This window comes from Marinactinospora endophytica (assembly GCF_054780875.1).
Genome location: NZ_BAAGVM010000001.1, coordinates 671519 through 688954, shown reverse-complemented (window position 1 = coordinate 688954; position 17436 = coordinate 671519). Strand labels below are relative to the sequence as shown.

The window sequence follows — 17436 nt, the reverse complement described above, 5'->3', positions numbered from 1 at the left end:
CCCTCTTTGCGATCATATGATCACATAGAGTCACCGAATCGGAGGGCTTCGCACGCCCGCGCGTCACAGGTGAACGTCCAGGGACCCCTCGGGGAACAACCGGGAAGGATCCGCCCATCCCCCTGGTCTTCCACCGCCGGGCACGCTCACACTGGAGCGTGCCGGAACGACCCTCTCCCACCGACCCCACCGGTCCGCGCGCGCTGCTGGGCGCCGCCCACGACGCGCTGGTGCGCCGCTGCGTCCTGCTCTCCCGGGCGCTGCCCACCGGCGTGCGCGCCTCCGCGGCCGGCCTCGCGGGCTCTCCCTTGTCCTCCCGCCTGCTGCCCACCACCGCCCTGGCCCTGTTGGCCAGCGGCGGAAGGGTCGACGACGCTCGGGAGCTCCTGCCCGACCTGGCGCAGCGGGCTCATCGGCGGACTCTTCTGGCCCGCCTGCTCAACCGGCGCCTGGTCACGGCCATCACCGCATTGGAACAGCCGCGGCTGACCGAGGTCGCGCTCCAGCACCTGCGCGTGCCCCCGCGGCACGCCGCGAAGCTCGAAGGTTCCGTCGCGGTACGCCGGGCCAGGGTCCTGTTCGACCAGGGAGATCTCGACGGGGCCGGCAAGACCGTCGCCCCGCACGCCGACACCCATCCCGTGGCCGGCCTGCTGGCCCGCCGTTACGCGGGAGAACGCGCCGGGCTGGGCCCCCTGCCCGCCCTGCCCGAACGCGCCCCGGACGCGCCGGAGCCCCTACCGGGACGGGTGCTGCACCTGGTCTCCAACGCGCTACCGCACACCCAGGCCGGATACACCGTCCGCACCCATCGCATCGTCTGCGCGCAACAGGCCGCCGGGCTGGACCCCCACGTGGCGACCTTCGTGGGCTGGCCCCCCGAGGGAGGCGAATCCGAGCAGCAGGTCGACGGCATCACCTACCACCGGCTCCGCCCCGGCGGGCGGCTCCCCGAAGGACTCGGGCCCCGGGTTGAGGCGGGCGTGGCCGCCGCCACCGAACTGGCCCTCCGGCTGCGCCCATCGGTGCTGCACGCGGCCACCGACCACCGCAACGGCTCGGTCGCGCTGGCCGTCGGGGCCAGGCTCGGCATCCCCGTGGTCTACGAGGTGCGCGGTTTTCTGGAGGAGACCTGGCTGGCCAAGGCCGGACCGCGGGCCGAGGGCAGCGAACGGCACCGGCTGATCGTGGAACGTGAGACCGCCGTGATGCGGGCCGCGGACGCGGTCGTGACCCTGGCCGCCACGATGCGGGAGGAGATCGTGGCCCGCGGGATCGACCCGGACAAGGTCGTCTTGGCCCCCAACGCGGTGGACCCGGCCCTGCTGGAGGCCAGGCCGGACGGCGCGGCCTTCCGGCGGGCGCACGGGATCGGCGAGGAGGAGTTCGTCGTCGGCTCGGTGTCGAGCCTCGTCGCCTACGAGGGCTTCGACACGCTCATCTCGGCCGCGGCCCGGCTCCGTGACGCCGGTGTGGCCGTGCGCGTCCTGCTCGTCGGCGACGGCGAGGCCCGGGCCGGCCTGCGCGAACAGGCCGACCGGCTGGGGCTGGGGAGCGCCTGCCTGCTTCCCGGCCGGGTCCCCCCCGACGAGGCGCTGCGCGCCCAGGCCGCGTTGGACGTGTTCGTCGCCCCACGCGCGGACCAGCGGGTCTGCCGGCTGGTCACGCCGTTGAAACCGGTCGAGGCGATGGCCCTGGGCACGCCCGTCGTCGCCAGCGACATTCCCGCGCTGCGGGAGGTCCTGGCCGAGGGGCGGGCCGCCGTGCTGGTTCCCCCGGGCGACGCGGGCGGGCTGGCCGAGGCGCTGCTGCGGCTGCGCGGGGACCCGGGGCTACGCGCCCGCCTGGTCTCGGCGGGACGCGCCGAGGTGACCGGGCGACGCACGTGGCCGCGCGTCGCCCGGACCTACCGCGAGCTGTACGAGCGTCTGGGCGCCCGGTGAGCCGACACCGCCGTCCCGCGCACCGGCGCGCAACGGCGGCCGGGGTCAGCGGACGGGGTGGCCGTGGGCGCGCAGCTCTGCCTTGACATCGCCGATCGTGAAGTCGCCGAAGTGGAACACCGAGGCCGCCAGGACCGCGTCGGCCCCCGCGTCGATCGCCGGCGGGAAGTGCTCGACCTTGCCGGCGCCGCCGCTGGCGATCAACGGGATGTCGACGACCTCGCGCACCGCCCGGATCAGCTCCAGGTCGAAGCCCTCGCGGGTTCCGTCGGCGTCCATCGAGTTGAGCAGGATCTCGCCCGCTCCCAGCTCGGCGGCCTGCCGGGTCCACTCCACCGCGTCGATGCCGGTGCCGCGCCGCCCCCCGTGCGTGGTCACCTCGAACCCGCTGGGGGTCGAGGTCTCCGGGCCGACCCGCCGCACGTCCGCGCTGAGGACCAGCACCTGGTTGCCGAACCGCAGGGCGATCTCGCGGATCAGCTCCGGACGGGCGATCGCCGCGGTGTTGACACCGACCTTGTCGGCACCGGCGCGCAGCAACCGGTCGACGTCGTCGGGGGTGCGCACGCCCCCGCCGACGGTCAGCGGAATGAACACCTGGGAGGCGGTGCGGCGCACCACGTCATAGGTGGTCTCCCGGTCGCTGCTGGAGGCCGTGACGTCGAGGAAGGTCAGTTCGTCGGCGCCCGCGCCGTCGTAGCGCCCGGCCAGTTCCACCGGATCGCCGGCGTCGCGCAGGTTCTGGAAGTTGACGCCCTTGACGACGCGGCCGGCGTCGACGTCCAGGCACGGGATGACCCGTACCGCCAGGGTCATCGGGGGCTCACCGCCTTCAGGGCCTCCTCCAGGGTGAAGGCGCCCTCGTACAGGGCGGTGCCCATGATCGCCCCTTCGACGCCCTCGGGCACCAGCGTCGCGATCGCGCGCAGGTCGTCCAGGCTGGAGACGCCGCCGCTGGCCACCACCGGCCTGTCGGTGTGGCGGCACACGTCGCGCAGCAGGTCGAGGTTGGGGCCCTTGAGCGTGCCGTCCTTGTTGACGTCGGTGACGACGTAACGGGCGCACCCCTGCGCCTCAAGGCGCTCCAGGGTCTCATACAGGTCCCCGCCGTCCCGAGTCCATCCCCGGGCGGCCAGCGTCGTGCCGCGCACGTCCAGGCCGATGGCGATGCGGTCGCCGTACTCGCCGATGATACGGGCGCACCAGTCGGGGTCCTCCAGCGCGGCGGTCCCGATGTTGACCCGGGTGCAGCCGGTGGCCAGGGCCGCGGCCAGCGACTCGTCGTCGCGGATGCCGCCGGACAGCTCGACCTTGACGTCGAGCTCGCCGACGATGCGGGCGAGCAGCTCGCGGTTGTGGCCGCGGCCGAACGCCGCGTCGAGGTCGACGAGGTGGATCCATTCGGCGCCGGCCTTCTGCCAGCCCAGCGCGGCCTGGACCGGATCGCCGTAGCGGCCCCCGGAGTCGGCCTTGCCCTGGACGAGCTGGACGGCCTGGCCGCCGGAGACGTCGACGGCGGGCAGCAGTTCGAGCGTGGATGTCATTGGCAAACCTCGGTCGGATGGGACGGACGGTCGGTGTTCGGGCCGTTCACAGGGTGGCGACCCAGTTGGCCAGCAGCTTCGCGCCGGCGTCGCCGGACTTCTCCGGGTGGAACTGGGTGGCCCACAGCGGTCCGTTCTCGACCGCCGCGACGAAGGGTTCGCCATGCCGGGACCAGGTGACCAACGGCGACGCGACGGGCGCGCCAGAGGCGTCGAGCTCCCAGCGGCGCACCCCGTAGGAGTGGACGAAGTAGAACCTCTCGTCGGGGTCGATACCGGCGAACATCCGGGATCCCTCGGGGGCTTCGACGGTGTTCCACCCCATGTGGGGGACGACCGGCGCCTCCAGGCGCTCGACCGTGCCGGGCCACTCCGCGCAGCCCTCGGTGGTGACGCCGTGCTCGATGCCACGCTCGAACAGGACCTGCATGCCCACGCAGACCCCCAGAACCGGGCGGCCGCCGGCCAGCCGCCGGCCGATGATCCGGTCGCCGCCCGCGGCGCGCAACCCGGTCATGCACGCCTCGAAGGCGCCGACGCCGGGCACGAGCAGGCCGTCGGCGTCGAGCGCGGCATGCGGGTCGCTGGTGACGGTGACGTCGGCGCCGGTGCGTTCCACCGCACGCTGCGCCGAACGGAGGTTGCCCGATCCGTAGTCGAAGATGACGACACGTGGCTGCACGTGTGACCGCGCCTTTCCATGGGTCGTGGGTCAGTTGAAGTAGTCGAGCCGCAGGACGCCCGCGACGACCGCCAGCAGCGCGCAGACGGCGAGGGCGACCGCGAGCACTCTGCTGTTCCGCCAGGTGGCGATGGTCCCTCCGGCCAGGAGCCCGCCGAGGGCCAGCAGCAGGACCGGCGCGAGGCTGTCCATCACAGGGCGCCCTTGGTGGAGGGAACGCCGGTGACCCTCGGGTCGCGCTCGGAGGCGAACCGCAGCGCCCGCGCGAACGCCTTGAACTGGCACTCGACGATGTGGTGGGCGTTGCGCCCGTAGGGCACGTGGATGTGCAGCGCCACACGCGCCTGGGCGACGAAGGACTCGAAGATGTGCCGGGTCATCGTGGTGTCGTAGTCGCGGCCGATGACCGGGGCCATGTTCTGCGGCTCGGAGTGGACGAGGTAGGGCCGGCCCGAGAGGTCCACGGTGACCTCGGCGAGCGCCTCGTCCAGCGGGACCTTGGCGTCGGCGAAGCGGCGGATGCCCGCCTTGTCCCCCAACGCCTCGCGGAAGGCCGCGCCCAGCGCGAGCGCGGTGTCCTCCATCGTGTGGTGGGAGTCGATGTGCAGGTCGCCCTCGGTGCGCACGGTGAGGTCGAACAGGCCGTGCTTGGCGAGCTGGTCGAGCATGTGGTCGTAGAAGCCGACGCCGGTGGAGATGTCGGCGACGCCGGTCCCGTCGAGGTCGATCTCGACGAGGACCTTGGTCTCCTTGGTGGTGCGTTCGACGCGGCCGATGCGGCTCATGGGGATCGCGGCTCTCTGCTGGACGGTGTTGTGTGACGGTGTTGGGGCGAAGCGGACGGTCTAGTGACCGGTCACATTCGACAGCGCGGCGCGAAACGCCGCGTTCTCCTCGGGCGTGCCGACGGAGACCCGCAGCCAGCCCGAGGGACCCACCTCGCGGATGAGGACTCCCTGGTCGAGCATTCGCCGCCAGACCTCGCCGCGGTCGGGGAAGACCCCGAACAGGACGAAGTTGGCGTCGGAGTCGGCGACGCTGAACCCCCGTTCGCGCAGCCACGCGACGAGGGCGTCGCGCTCCTCGCGCAGCTGCTTGACGGTTCCCAGGAGCTCGTCGGCGAAGTCCAGGGCGGTGACGGCGACCGCCTGGGTGACCGCCGAGAGGTGATAGGGCAGCCGGACGAGCTGGATCGCGTCGACGACCGCCGGATGCGCGGCGAGGTAGCCCAGCCGCGCCCCGGCCATCGCGAACGCCTTGGACATGGTGCGCGAGACGATGAGCCGCGGGTGGCGGGGCAGCAGCGACAACGCGCTGGGCGTGCCCTCGCGGCGGAACTCCGCGTAGGCCTCGTCGACCACGACGACGCCCGGGGCCACCTCGGCCACGGCCTCGATCGTCTCCAGTGGCAGCGCCGTCCCGGTGGGGTTGTTGGGCGAGGTCAGGAAGACCACGTCGGGCCGGTGACGCAGGACCGCCGCGCGGGCCTCGGCCGGGTCGATCGAGAAGTCGTCACCGCGCCGCTCGGCCACCCAACGGGTCCCGGTGACACCCGTGATGACGGGGTGCATCGAGTAGGACGGCTCGAACCCCATGGCGGTGCGGCCCTGCCCCCCGAAGACCTGCAGCACCTGCTGGAGGATCTCGTTGGAGCCGTTGGCCGCCCACACCCCGCGGACGTCCAGGCCGTGGCCGAGGTAGTCGGCGAGCGCGCTCCGCAGCCGGACCGCGTCGCGGTCGGGGTAGCGGTTGAGCCCGACGGCGACATCGGCGACGGCGCGGGCCAGGGCCTCGGCCAGTCGCGGCGACGGCGGGTAGGGGTTCTCGTTGGTGTTGAGGGCCACCGGGACGTCCAGCTGCGGCGCGCCGTAGGGGGTGCGGCCGCGCAGGTCGTCGCGGATGGGCAGGTCCTCCAGGCCGAACTCGCTCACGCGCGCTCCTCCCCCTCGAACCGGGCGGTGACCGCCTGGCCGTGGGCCGGCAGGTCCTCGGCCTCGGCCAGCGCCACCACGTGGTGGGCGACGTCGGCGAGCGCGGCGCGGTCGTACTCGACGACGTGGACGCCGCGCAGGAAGGTCTGCACGCTCAGCCCCGAGGAGTGGCAGGCGCACCCCCCTGTGGGCAGGACGTGGTTGGAGCCCGCGCAGTAGTCGCCGAGGGAGACCGGGGAGTGGTCGCCGATGAAGATGGCGCCGGCGTTGCGCACCCGCGCGGCGACGGCACGGGGGTCCTCCGTCATGATCTGCAGGTGTTCGGCGGCGTAGGCGTTGGCGACGGCCAGCCCCTGGTCGAGGTCGTCCACGAGGACGATGCCGGATTGACGGCCGCCGAGCGCCTCGGTGATGCGCTCACGGTGCTTGGCCGCGTCGACGCGGGCCCGCAGTCGTTCCTCGACCTCGCCGGCCAGGCGCTCGGACGGGGTGACGAGCACCGACCCCGCGATGACGTCGTGCTCGGCCTGGCTGATGAGGTCGGCGGCGACATAGTCGGGGTCGGCGCTGTCGTCGGCGAGCACCATGATCTCGGTGGGGCCGGCCTCGGAGTCGATGCCGATGACCCCCTTGAGCAGGCGTTTGGCGGCGGCGACCCAGATGTTGCCGGGGCCGGTGACCATGGCAGCGGGCGCGCACTCGCCGGCGCCGTAGGCGAACATCGCCACGGCCTGGGCGCCGCCGACCGCGTAGACCTCGTCGACGCCCAGCAGCGCGCAGGCCGCCAGGATCGCGGGGTGGGGCAGGCCGCCGAACTCGGCCTGGGGCGGGGAGGCCACGGCCAGCGAGGGCACGCCGGCCTCCTGGGCGGGCACGACGTTCATGATGACGCTGGAGGGGTAGACGGCACGGCCGCCCGGGACGTACAGGCCGACCCTGTCCACGGGGATCCACCGTTCGGTGACGGTGCCGCCGGGCACCACCTCGGTGGTGATGTCGGCGCGGCGCTGGTCGCGGTGGACCAGGCGGGCACGCCGGATCGACTCCTCCAACGCGGCGCGCACGGCCGGTTCGAGACGGTCGGGGGCCGAATCGATCACCTCGCGCGGGACCCGGATGTCGGAGAGCCGCACGCCGTCGAACCGCTCGGTGAGCTCGATGAGCGCCTCGACGCCTCGATGGCGCACGTCCTCGCAGATCGGGCGGACCTTCTCGGTCGCGGCCTCGACGTCGAGTTCGGCGCGGGGCAGCAGGCCGCGCGGGTCACCTGGGGTTCCTCGGAGATCGATTCGGGAGATCACGCCCCTCAGTCTAGTGGCCGGGAGCCCCGCCCCTACCTGCGGTGACGAATCGCACCACGTCCCCGTCCGCCGCGCCGCCGACCGTCCCGGCCGGCCGGAGACGATCGGACCGGGAATGAAAATAAGCACATCCTAAGTTTGGAAAACCTAACCTCATTCCATTTTGAAAAGCCTTCCCTAAGCGAAGGAAATCACCTTTCCCCTCGTCGCTTTCAGCGCAATTTCAAACTATTATCGGAATATGACTTCCACGACGATCGGCTCCGAACGCGGACTTTCCAAGTTCCACCGCCTGCTGCTCGACCAGCTGCGCCACGAGTTCACCGCCTCCCAGCAGTACATCGCCCTGGCGACCTGGTTCGACGAACGCGACCTCCCCCAGTTGGCCAGGGTCTTCTACCGGCAGTCCCTGGAGGAACGCGACCACGCGATGATGATCGTGCGTTTCCTCATCGACAACGACGTTCCCGTGACCATTCCGGCGACCGGCGAAGTGCGCAACGAATTCGACACCGCCCGTGACCTCGTCGCGCTCGCGCTGCGCCAGGAGCGTGAGGTCACCGAGCAGTTCCACCTTCTGACCAAGGCCGCCCGCGACGAGAACGACTACACCGGTGAGCAGTTCCTGCACTGGTTCCTCAAGGAGCAGACCGAGGAGGTCGCCAAGATGTCGACGCTGCTCGCCGTGATCGACCGCAGCAACGGCAACCTCTTCGACGTCGAGACGTTCGTGGCGCGCGACATGCCGGACGAGACCGGCGGCGACGCCACCGCTCCCGGGACCGCGGGCCCCTCCCTGACCCTGTGACCGGCGTCCACCGCCACACCGGCCGGACGCAGGGCCCCTTCCGCGAGGCTTCCCGGAAGGGGCCTCCCTTTTTGGGCATACTTGTCCCGTGCTCCACCGGCTGCCGCTCTTCCCGCTCGGGTCGGTCCTGTTCCCCGGCCTGCCCCTGCCGCTGCACATCTTCGAACAGCGTTACCGGCGTCTGGTGAGCGACCTGCTCGACGCTCCCTCCGATACACCCCGGCACTTCGGAGTGGTCGGCATCGAACTCGGGCACGAGGTCGGCGAGAGGTCGGCCCAGCGGCTCTTCGAGGTCGGCTGCACCGCCGAGATCCGCACGTCCCGGCTGCGCGGAGACGGGCGTTACGACCTCGTCGTCGAGGGCGGCCGGCGGTTCCGGATCGACGAGCTGCTCCCTCCCGACGACTCCTTCCCCTACCTGCGGGCCTCCACCACCCCCCTGCCCGACGAGGACGGCCCCGGCGCGGGGGAACAGGTCGACGTGGTGGCCCGGCTGTTCGGCCGCTACTGCGAGCGGTTGACCGGGATCGGGATTCCGGCCGATCCCCCGGCGGACTTCCCGACCGCCCCGCTGCCGGTGTCCTACGCGGTGTCCGCGGCGATCATCGTGGACCCCGACGAGAAGCAGGGGCTGCTGGAGGCCGACCACGCCGCGGCCCGCCTGGAACGCGCCGCGGCGCTCCTGCGCCGCGAGAACCGGGTGCTGGCCTCGCTGCCCACCCTGCCGGCCGGGCAGTTCCTGCGCCAGGAGATCAACCTGAACTGACCGGACCGCGCGGCCGCGGCCCTCGCGGCGCTAGGGTTGGGACCGGCCGGACCTGCCGGCCGAGGCGACGGGACCGAGGGGATGGGGCGACGGTGAGCGGCAAGGGAACTCCGGCGACGGTCGCGGCGCAGCGCGCGAAGGCGGCCTTCACCCTGCACCCCTACACCGCTACGGGCAACGGCGGCTCCTACGGCGAGGAGGCCGCCGACGCGCTCGGGGTCGCCCACGAGCGGGTGTTCAAGACCCTGGTCGCCGACGTGGAGGGGACCCTCACCGTCGGCGTCGTCCCGGTCGCGACGTCACTGGACCTCAAAGCGCTCGCGGCCGCGGTGGGCGGAAAGCGCGCCACCATGGCCGACCCGCGCGCCGCCGAACGCGCGACGGGGTACGTGGTGGGCGGGATCAGCCCGTTGGGGCAGCGCAAACGGCTGCGCACCGTCATCGACTCCTCCGCGACGAGCCATCCGACCATCTTCGTCTCGGCCGGACGCCGGGGTCTGCAGATGGAACTGGCACCCGAGGAGCTGGTGCGGCTCACCGGCGCGGTGACCGCCCCGATCGGCGCCCGGGGCTGAGGACGGTTCAGGCGGGGCCTGTCTCCCGCGTCCCCTCCCCGGCCACCGCCGCCGTCCGGCCGTCCTGGTCCGGCGCCGCGTCCTGACCGTCCTCCCCGGGCGGGTCGAAACGGGGAACGTCCCCTCGCCAGAGGCTGACCGCGTCGAACAGGGCGTACTGGAGGACGGTGACGAAGGGCCACAGGAGCAGGGCGCTGTGTGCCCGCAGGTGCAGTCCCTCGCTGACGACGTCTCCCGGCCGGGCGGCCTCGATCGCGCGCTGGGCCGCGCCGGCGTCCAGGAGCGTCCCGACGCCCCACGCCGCGAGCGAACCGGTCAGCGCGCCCACCGCGAGTCCCAGCAGCATCGCCGAGCGCATGTCGACGCGCCGACGCACCGACAGGTGATGCTGGAGGAGGTAGCCCCCGTACCCGCACAGCAGGCCGGCCACCATCATCATCAGCGCGTAGTGCCCCTCGGCGGCGAACGCGGTCTCCGACAGGGGGAAGGGCGCGGTGGCACCGCCCTCGACGACCGTCACCCGGGGCCGCGGCGCGATCGCCCACCACAGCAGTCCCAGGAGCAGGCCCAGCACCGTCAGCAGCCCGAGCGCCGCGCCGCCGACGACGAGCCGTTGCCGCTTCACCGATCGCCCACCTCTCCCTCGCCGCCTCCGGCCGGGCGGTCCGCGCACCGAATCTATCCGCTGTTCCGGATCGGAAAAACGTGTGACGCCCGACGCGCCAATCACGACAATGGCCCCATGTTGGACATCGACCCGCGTACGTCCCCGCCTCCCGCCGCCGACGAGCGGACCATGCTCACCGCCTGGCTGGACTGGCATCGCACCACCGTCCGCTGGAAGTGCGCCGGGCTGGACCCGACGCTGGCGGCACACGCCCCCTGGCCCACCTCCCCCCTGATGACGATCGCCGGACTCCTCTCACACCTGCGGTGGATGGAGCACCACTGGTTCGAGGTCGTCATGCTGGGACTGCCCAACCGCTCCCCGTGCTCGGCCGAGGACCCCGACGCCGAATGGCGGCTGGGCGCCACGCTGCCCGTCGCCGCCCTGCTGGACGACTACGACGCCCAGTGCGCGCGCTCCCGGGAGATCACCGCCCGCCTGGAACTGGGCAACGCCGCGCGCCGGCGCGGCGCCCCCGGGCGTCCCCCCGTGACACTGCGCTGGGTGCTGACACACGTGCTGGAGGAGACCGCGCGCCACAACGGCCACCTGGACCTGTTGCGCGAATCCGGCGACGGGGCGACCGGCGTCTGAGCCCACCCCGCCGGGCGAGGAGGACGGGGCCGCGCGGCGTCCACGACGGCCCGCTCCCGGCCCCGCGGCACGTCGGCGGCGCCCCGGAGCAGGTCGGTGTCCAGGCGCCCGACGAAACGGCCCGCCTCCCCTGAGACGGGCCGTCTCACGGGAGGCGGGCTCCACGGGCCGGGCCGATCCCCTGGTGCCCGCCCTGGGCGCTTCCACGACATCGGCCGACATCACCGGGGCCGGGAGCCGCACGCCGGCCGGCCGTCTCCTCCCGCCGCCGGGAAGGCCCCGGGACCGGCGGGACGCTAGACGCCCCCCAGGCAGTTCGATCCCAGCAGCGCCTTCAGCTCGCCCATGAGTTCGGGCGAGGGCGCCACGCGCAGCTTGTCGTCGAGCGCGAACACCGTGGTGCGGGGACCGTTGTGGACCTGGAGATGGACCTGGGTCTGCCCCTGGTTGCGGGAGAGGATGTCCTTGAACTCCGCCACCACCTCGGGGACGACCCTGCTCAGCGGCAGGGACACCACGACCGGCTGGTCCTTGCCGACCTTGGACAGGTCGGGCTGGATGACCTCCATCGCGATCAGCTTCGGGGTGTCCTCACGACGGTCGAGCCGCCCCTTGACGAACAGGATCGCGTCCTCGGCCAGCACCTGCGAGCACAGCTGGTAGGTGTTGGGGAAGATCATGCAGTCCACGGCACCGCCCAGATCCTCGAGCTGCGCCATCGCCCAGGAGTTGCCCTGCTTGGTGACCTTGCGGGTGAGGCCCGACAGCAGACCGCCGACCGTGACGGTGGTCCCGTCCGGGCGTTCGGCGAGATCGGCGACCGAGCAGTCGGTGTTGGAGGCCAGCATCCCCTCCAGGCCCAGCAGCGGGTGGTCGGAGACGTAGAGCCCGAGCATCTCCCGCTCGAAGGTGAGCAACGTGGTCTTGTCCCACTCCCCTTCGGGGATGGCCGGCACCACCTGGATGCCCGACTCCGGCTCGGTGATGCCGCCGAACAGCGAGTCCTGCCCGGCCGCCTCGGCCCGCTTGTGACCGATGATCGCGTCGATCGCCTGTTCGTGCACCAGGACCAGGCCCTTGCGCGGATGCCCGAACTCGTCGAAGGCGCCCGCCTTGATCAGCGACTCCACGACCCGCTTGTTGCAGACCTGGGCCGGGACCTTGTCCAGGAAGTCGGCGAATCCCGAGAAACGCCCCTTCTCCGTACGCGCCTTGACGATCGCGTCGACCACGTTGCCGCCGACGTTGCGGATCGCCGAGAGGCCGAAACGGATCTCGTCGGTGCCGCGCGGGGTGAACGTCGAGTCGGACTCGTTGACGTCGGGCGGCAGCACCTTGATGCCCATACGGCGGCACTCGTTGAGGTAGAGCGCGCTCTTGTCCTTGTCGTCGCCCACCGAGGTGAGGACGGCCGCCATGTACTCGGCCGGGTAGTTGGCCTTGAGGTAGGCGGTCCAGTACGAGACCAGCCCGTAGGCGGCGCTGTGCGCCTTGTTGAAGGCGTAGTCGGAGAAGGGGACGAGGATGTCCCACAGGGTCTTGATCGCCTCGTCGGAGAAGCCGTTGGCCTTCATGCCCTCGCTGAACGGCTTGAACTCCTTGTCGAGGACCTCCTTCTTCTTCTTGCCCATCGCGCGACGGAGCAGGTCGGCCTGGCCCAGGGTGTAGCCGGCGACCGCCTGCGCGATCTGCATGACCTGCTCCTGGTAGACGATCAGGCCGTAGGTCGTGCCGAGGATGTCCTTGAGGGGTTCGGCGAGCTCCGGGTGGATCGGTGTGATCTCCTGGAGGCCGTTCTTGCGCAGCGCGTAGTTGATGTGGGAGTTCGCGCCCATCGGGCCGGGGCGGTACAGCGCGCCGACCGCGGAGATGTCCTCGAAGTGGTCGGGCTTCATCTGGCGCAACAGCGAACGCATCGGACCGCCGTCGAACTGGAAGACGCCGAGGGTGTCGCCCCGCTGGAGGAGTTCGAACGTCTTCTTGTCGTCGAGCCCCAGGGAGAGCAGGTCGATCTTCTCCCCCCGGTTGGCCTCGATGTTCTTGATGCAGTCGTCCATGATCGTGAGGTTGCGCAGGCCGAGGAAGTCCATCTTCATCAGCCCGAGCGTCTCGCACGTCGGGTAGTCGAACTGCGTGATGGTCACACCGTCGGCGGGACGGGTCATGACCGGGATGTGCTCGGTGATGGACTCGGAGCTCATGATGACGCCGGCGGCGTGGACACCTGTCTGGCGGATCAGCCCCTCCAGACCCTGGGCCAGGTCCATGACCTGCTTGACGTCGACGTCCTCCTCATAGAGCTTGCGCAGCTCACCGGCCTCGCTGTAGCGGGGGTGCTTCTCGTCGAAGATGCCGCTGAGGGGGATGTCCTTGCCCATGACGGCCGGGGGGAACGCCTTGGAGATGCGGTCGCCCAGCGCGAAGGGGAAGCCCAGGACGCGCGATGCGTCCTTGATGGCAGCCTTCGCCTTAATGGTTCCGAACGTGGCGATCATGGCGACCTTGTCCTCGCCGTACTTCTCCGTCACGTAACGGATGACGTCACCGCGCCGGCGCTCGTCGAAGTCGACGTCGATGTCGGGCGGGGACTCGCGCTCGGGGTTGAGGAACCGCTCGAAGATGAGGCTGTGCGGCAGCGGGTCGAGGTCGGTGATGCCCAGCGCGTAGGCCAGCAGCGCCCCCGCGGCCGATCCACGGCCCGGTCCCACCGCGATCCCGTTGGCCTTCGCCCAGTTGATGAAGTCGGCGACGACGAGGAAGTAGGAGGGGTAACGCTTCTGGATGATGACGTCGATCTCGTACTCGGCCTGCTTGATGTACTTCTCCGGCACACCGTCGGGGAAGCGCCGCTCCAGGCCCCGCAGCACCTCCTTGCGGAAGAAGCTCTCCTCCGTCTCCCCCTCCGGGATGGGGTACTTGGGCATCAGGTTGTAGTAGTCGAACATTCCGGAGGTGTCGATCATCTCCGCGATGACCAGGGTGTTGCGGCACCCCTCCTGCCAGGCGTCGGAGGAGTCGATCGCGCGCATCTCGTCCGCGCTCTTGAGGAAGTAACCGGATCCGGAGAAGCGGAACCGGTCGGTGTCGGCGAGCTTGGAACCGGTCTGGATGCACAGCAGCGCGTCGTGGGCGTCGCGCTCGCTCTCGTAGGTGTAGTGGGAGTCGTTGGTGACGACGGTGCGCAGCCCCAGCTTCTTGGCGATCTCCAGCAGCCCCGAGCGGACCCGGGTCTCGATGTCGAGACCGTGGTCCATCAACTCGACGAAGTAGTTCTCGCGCCCGAAGATCTCGCGGTACTCCCCCGCGACCTTCAACGCCTCGTCGAACTGCCCCAGGCGCAGACGGGTCTGGACCGCTCCCGAGGGGCAGCCGGTGGTCGCGATGAGCCCCGCGGAGTGCTCCGCGATCAGCTCCTTGTCCATACGCGGCCACTTGCGCACGTGGCCTTCCTTGGAGGCCCGCGAGTTCAACTTGAACAGGTTGTGCAGGCCCTCTTTGTTCTGCGCCCAGATGGTCTTGTGGTTGTAGAAACCACCACCGGAGACGTCGTCGTCCTTCTGCGAGGGGTCACCCCAGCGCACCCGCTCCTTGTGGAAGCGCGACTCGGGTGCGACGTATGCCTCGACCCCGATGATCGGGGTGACACCCGCGTTCTTGGCCTGCTTGTAGAAGTCGTAGGCGCCATGGACGTTGCCGTGGTCGGTCATGGCCACGGCCGGCATCTTCTCCCGCTGGGCCACTTCGAACAGCTGCTTCAACCGAGCCGCACCGTCGAGCATCGAGTACTCGGTATGGACGTGCAGGTGGACGAAGGAGTCGGCCATGGTGCTGTTTCCCCACATGCGGCTCGGTGGACTGGTGTGCCTCATGAGCCTATGACGGTCACGGGGGTCACGGATCCCGATCCGGCGCTCGCCGTCCCCGGCGACGGGCAAGAGCCCGTCGTCACCCGCGGCGCGGACAGCGGTGGGGTGTCGCCGAGATCACCGCCCGCGGGGAGGTGGATCGGCGCGCGGGTCGCAGTGTCGGCGTGTCGGGGCCGTGCCCGGCGGCACGGCCCCGGCCAGGGTCACCGAGGGGGGTCGATGGTGTGCCGTTCCTCCTCGGCGACCTCCAGTCCGCTCTCGATGACGCCGTTCATGATGCGGGCGAGGCGTTCGGCGCCGAGGCGCGGCGCCCGCCGGGCCATCGCCGCCACGACCGCGCGTTCACGCTCGGGGTCGCGTCCGGCGAACCCGCCGACGGGCTTGAGACGTTGCACGTCGGCGGCGAGCAGGGCGCGCCGCTCCAGCAGTTCGGCCAGTGTCGCGTCGACCTCGTCGATACGGGCGCGCAGTTCGGCGAGGGAAGGGCTGGTGGTCATCTGGGTCGTCTCCTCGATCCGGTGGACGCGGCCGGCGGGCCCGTCCGGGAGGGAGGGACGGCCGACCGCCACGAAAAGGAAAAGAGCGCGAGGTCGGTGACCTCCGCGCTCTTCGGCCGGCTCCGCTCCGCCGCCGTCACATGTCGGCGGCCGGCTGCTGCGGAGCCGGCTCGCTAAACAGGCGATAGCGGTGGAACATGCCGCTGATGATACCGGACCCGCCCGTGCCCCAGGTGCCTTCCGGGAACCGGGACGACTTCGGAGACGTCGGATGGGATGATCCCTCGTGTCCGCTTTCACGTGTCCGCACCGTGATTCCTCCCGAAGGGAAGAATAAGGAAACGACCGAATCCCCCCTCCCCCTCCCACAGAATCGAAATACACGCCCCTGAACGATTCGAGGAAAGAGGCTGCGGCGCAATGCCATCCCCTTCGCCCGGTTTCGACCTCTCTTGGCAGGTCCGGATCATGACCCCTGACGGTTACGTGGTGGGAGGCGGGATCCTGCTCCCCGGCGGCCACGTGGCGACCTGCGCCCATGTCGTGCGCGACGCGCTGTGCCTGGAGGACACGGACCTGCCACCGGCCCCGGCCGAGGTCGTCGTCGGCACCGAGGACGGACAGCGCCGCGCCGCCGGGCTCCTGGCCGAGCACTGGGACGACGCGCTCGACATCGCCGTGCTGACGCTGCGGGACGCGCATCCGGTCGGCGCGGCCGTCCAGTTGGGTCGTGTGGCCACGGGGCCCCGTCCGCGCAGGGTCCGCGTCCACGGCTATCCCCAGGGGGTCGAGGGCGGGTTGACGGCCCGCGCCGAGGTGGTGGGACGGGGCGGCACCCGTCTCGGACAGCTCCAGGTCGACATCGACCGCTCCCATCCCGTCCCGGTCGAGGGCGGTTTCAGCGGCTGCGGGGTGATCGACGATCTACAGGGCCGGGTGGTGGGCATCCTCACCAGCCGCGTCGAGGGGTTGATCCCCGAGGACGGGCGCACCGCCTTCATGATCCCGGTGGAACAGGTCCCGTTCCTGCTGGATCTCCTCACCGCGCAGGAGGAGGCCACCCTCGCCGTCCGCCGCTGGCTGTCCGGTCTGCGCTTCGGCGCGATCCGCAGCGCCTTCGACGAGGCGATGCACGGCCGCGCCGACCATCCGCGGGAGGACTTCGGCACCGCCCTGGATGCCTACGACTACCTCGCCGACCTGACCCCCGACGACGACGGCCTGCCACGCGACGCGATCTTCCTGGAGGAGGTGCGCGCGCGGGGCCTGTGGACCGGGGAGGGGCTGTCGGAGACCATCGACCGCCACCACCGCAACACCCTCGCCGAGGAGGAGTGGCGCGGGCTGATGCGACGCTCCCGGGCCCCCCGTCCCCCGGAACGGGCCGAGGCGCCCTGGCTCATCGTCTGCGCCGAACCGGTCGAAGGCGACCTCGACGGCCCCGAGCGCTACACCGTCACCTCCTGGACCGTCTCCGGGGGGCCGCGGCCCGGCTACAGCAGGGGGAGCGGCCGAACCGTCACCCGGGAGACGCTGGAGGAGACGGTGCTGGAGATGGTCGACGCCGCGAAGCGGCTGCCCGGGGCCGTCTCCCACGGCCTGAACCTCCAGTTCGTCCTCCCCTTCTCCCTGCTGGCGTGGCAGGTGACCAGGTGGGGGCGGCCGGCGCCGATCACCGGGATCGTCCAGCCCATCGGCGGCGCCCACGAGATCGTGCTGCGCTGCTGGGAACTCCTCTACAACGACCACCCGCAATGGCGGGACGTGCACGCCCAGTTACGCAAGCACCAGCACGCGCTTTCGGCCCGCAAGGAGGGCGACGTCTACTGGGTCTCGACCTCGACGACGAGCGAGACGGCCCGCAGGACGCTCAACACCCATCTGGCCGACGAGGAACTGGTCGCGTGCGTTCTGGGCGCAGATCCGCGCACCTCCGAAGGCTATGAACAGCTCGGCATCGCCCTGACCACCGGAATCCCGATCATCGTGTGGTTACGCGGAGACGCGGAGGGGACGGAACTTTTCCACCGCCATGTGCGACCGTTTCTCGGCGGCGACCGGGAACGCCTCTCACTGGCGAAAATCGAGGCCCTTCCGCACGCCTTGAAAAAGTTCCGCACGGGAAGTGAGATAGGATCCCGGCAGGAGGGAAGCGGCTATGATCCGCTCGAAGTCAGCATGGTTTACGAAATTTCGTCACAAATGCCCGATCCGCCCGATCTTGCTGATTTCCACCCGCACCACAGCAGGTGAAACCCCGTC

Annotated in this window: 16 protein-coding genes; 6 read left to right on the top strand and 10 right to left on the bottom strand. The window is 71.0% G+C overall.

Annotation, left to right across the window (positions count from 1 at the left end; genetic code table 11):
* The first annotated feature begins 158 nt into the window (after nt 1-158).
* A complete protein-coding gene (locus tag ACYVHU_RS03070) occupies nt 159-1943 on the top strand; it encodes a glycosyltransferase family 4 protein (protein ID WP_498947428.1) in 1785 nt (594 codons plus the stop codon).
* A gap of 45 nt (nt 1944-1988) precedes the next feature.
* Here the strand turns inward: ACYVHU_RS03070 and hisF are convergent, their stop codons facing one another.
* Genes hisF through hisD form a run of 7 tightly spaced genes read right to left on the bottom strand, consistent with a single transcriptional unit; the run spans nt 1989 to nt 7401 of the window.
* Nucleotides 1989-2759, bottom strand: coding sequence for an imidazole glycerol phosphate synthase subunit HisF (hisF, locus tag ACYVHU_RS03065; RefSeq protein WP_078759907.1), 771 nt, complete (start codon nt 2757-2759; stop codon nt 1989-1991).
* Nucleotides 2756-3487 (bottom strand): bifunctional 1-(5-phosphoribosyl)-5-((5-phosphoribosylamino)methylideneamino)imidazole-4-carboxamide isomerase/phosphoribosylanthranilate isomerase PriA, encoded by a 732-nt coding sequence (gene priA, locus ACYVHU_RS03060; RefSeq protein WP_078759908.1) that lies wholly within the window; start codon nt 3485-3487, stop codon nt 2756-2758. Before priA ends, hisF begins: the two co-directional genes overlap by 4 nt.
* A 46-nt stretch (nt 3488-3533) precedes the next feature.
* The gene (gene hisH, locus ACYVHU_RS03055) at nt 3534-4169 is read right to left on the bottom strand and encodes an imidazole glycerol phosphate synthase subunit HisH (RefSeq protein ID WP_078759909.1); all 636 of its coding nucleotides are present in this window, start codon (nt 4167-4169) and stop codon (nt 3534-3536) included.
* Nucleotides 4170-4199: 30 nt separating this feature from the next.
* Nucleotides 4200-4361 (bottom strand): CG2302 family histidine operon protein, encoded by a 162-nt coding sequence (locus ACYVHU_RS03050; protein ID WP_200813483.1) that lies wholly within the window; start codon nt 4359-4361, stop codon nt 4200-4202.
* Nucleotides 4361-4954 (bottom strand): imidazoleglycerol-phosphate dehydratase HisB, encoded by a 594-nt coding sequence (gene hisB, locus ACYVHU_RS03045; RefSeq protein ID WP_078759910.1) that lies wholly within the window; start codon nt 4952-4954, stop codon nt 4361-4363. Before hisB ends, ACYVHU_RS03050 begins: the two co-directional genes overlap by 1 nt.
* Nucleotides 4955-5014: 60 nt before the next feature.
* Entirely contained in the window at nt 5015-6100 is a 1086-nt protein-coding gene (locus tag ACYVHU_RS03040; RefSeq protein WP_078759911.1) for a histidinol-phosphate transaminase, read from the bottom strand.
* Nucleotides 6097-7401: a histidinol dehydrogenase gene (gene hisD, locus ACYVHU_RS03035; RefSeq protein WP_078759912.1), complete on the bottom strand. Its 1305-nt coding sequence runs from the start codon at nt 7399-7401 to the stop codon at nt 6097-6099. Before hisD ends, ACYVHU_RS03040 begins: the two co-directional genes overlap by 4 nt.
* Before the next feature lie 241 nt (nt 7402-7642).
* Between hisD and ACYVHU_RS03030 the strand changes: the two genes are divergently transcribed.
* The 3 genes from ACYVHU_RS03030 (at nt 7643) to ybaK (ending at nt 9550) form a co-directional block, all read left to right on the top strand.
* The gene (locus ACYVHU_RS03030) at nt 7643-8209 is read left to right on the top strand and encodes a ferritin (RefSeq protein WP_078759913.1); all 567 of its coding nucleotides are present in this window, start codon (nt 7643-7645) and stop codon (nt 8207-8209) included.
* An 88-nt stretch (nt 8210-8297) separates the two neighbouring features.
* On the top strand, nt 8298-8975 hold the full coding sequence (locus ACYVHU_RS03025; protein ID WP_078759914.1) for an LON peptidase substrate-binding domain-containing protein: 678 nt from the start codon (nt 8298-8300) through the stop codon (nt 8973-8975).
* Nucleotides 8976-9067: 92 nt separating this feature from the next.
* Entirely contained in the window at nt 9068-9550 is a 483-nt protein-coding gene (ybaK, locus tag ACYVHU_RS03020; RefSeq protein ID WP_078759915.1) for a Cys-tRNA(Pro) deacylase, read from the top strand.
* Between the two features lie 7 nt (nt 9551-9557).
* On the opposite strand, the gene ACYVHU_RS03015 is transcribed toward ybaK, so the two are convergent.
* Complete coding sequence (locus tag ACYVHU_RS03015; RefSeq protein ID WP_078759916.1) at nt 9558-10175, bottom strand: hypothetical protein; 618 nt, start codon at nt 10173-10175, stop codon at nt 9558-9560.
* 117 nt (nt 10176-10292) lie between these two features.
* Between ACYVHU_RS03015 and ACYVHU_RS03010 the strand changes: the two genes are divergently transcribed.
* Entirely contained in the window at nt 10293-10811 is a 519-nt protein-coding gene (locus ACYVHU_RS03010; protein ID WP_078759917.1) for a DinB family protein, read from the top strand.
* Between the two features lie 296 nt (nt 10812-11107).
* Here ACYVHU_RS03010 and dnaE read toward each other — a convergent pair whose 3' ends face one another.
* Nucleotides 11108-14635 (bottom strand): DNA polymerase III subunit alpha, encoded by a 3528-nt coding sequence (gene dnaE, locus ACYVHU_RS03005; RefSeq protein ID WP_078759918.1) that lies wholly within the window; start codon nt 14633-14635, stop codon nt 11108-11110.
* Between the two features lie 245 nt (nt 14636-14880).
* Nucleotides 14881-15174 (bottom strand): chorismate mutase, encoded by a 294-nt coding sequence (locus ACYVHU_RS03000; protein ID WP_078760043.1) that lies wholly within the window; start codon nt 15172-15174, stop codon nt 14881-14883.
* 468 nt (nt 15175-15642) lie between these two features.
* Here ACYVHU_RS03000 and ACYVHU_RS02995 point away from each other — a divergent pair, with 468 nt between their 5' ends.
* Nucleotides 15643-17427: a VMAP-C domain-containing protein gene (locus ACYVHU_RS02995; RefSeq protein WP_159457205.1), complete on the top strand. Its 1785-nt coding sequence runs from the start codon at nt 15643-15645 to the stop codon at nt 17425-17427.
* Nucleotides 17428-17436 lie beyond the last annotated feature (9 nt).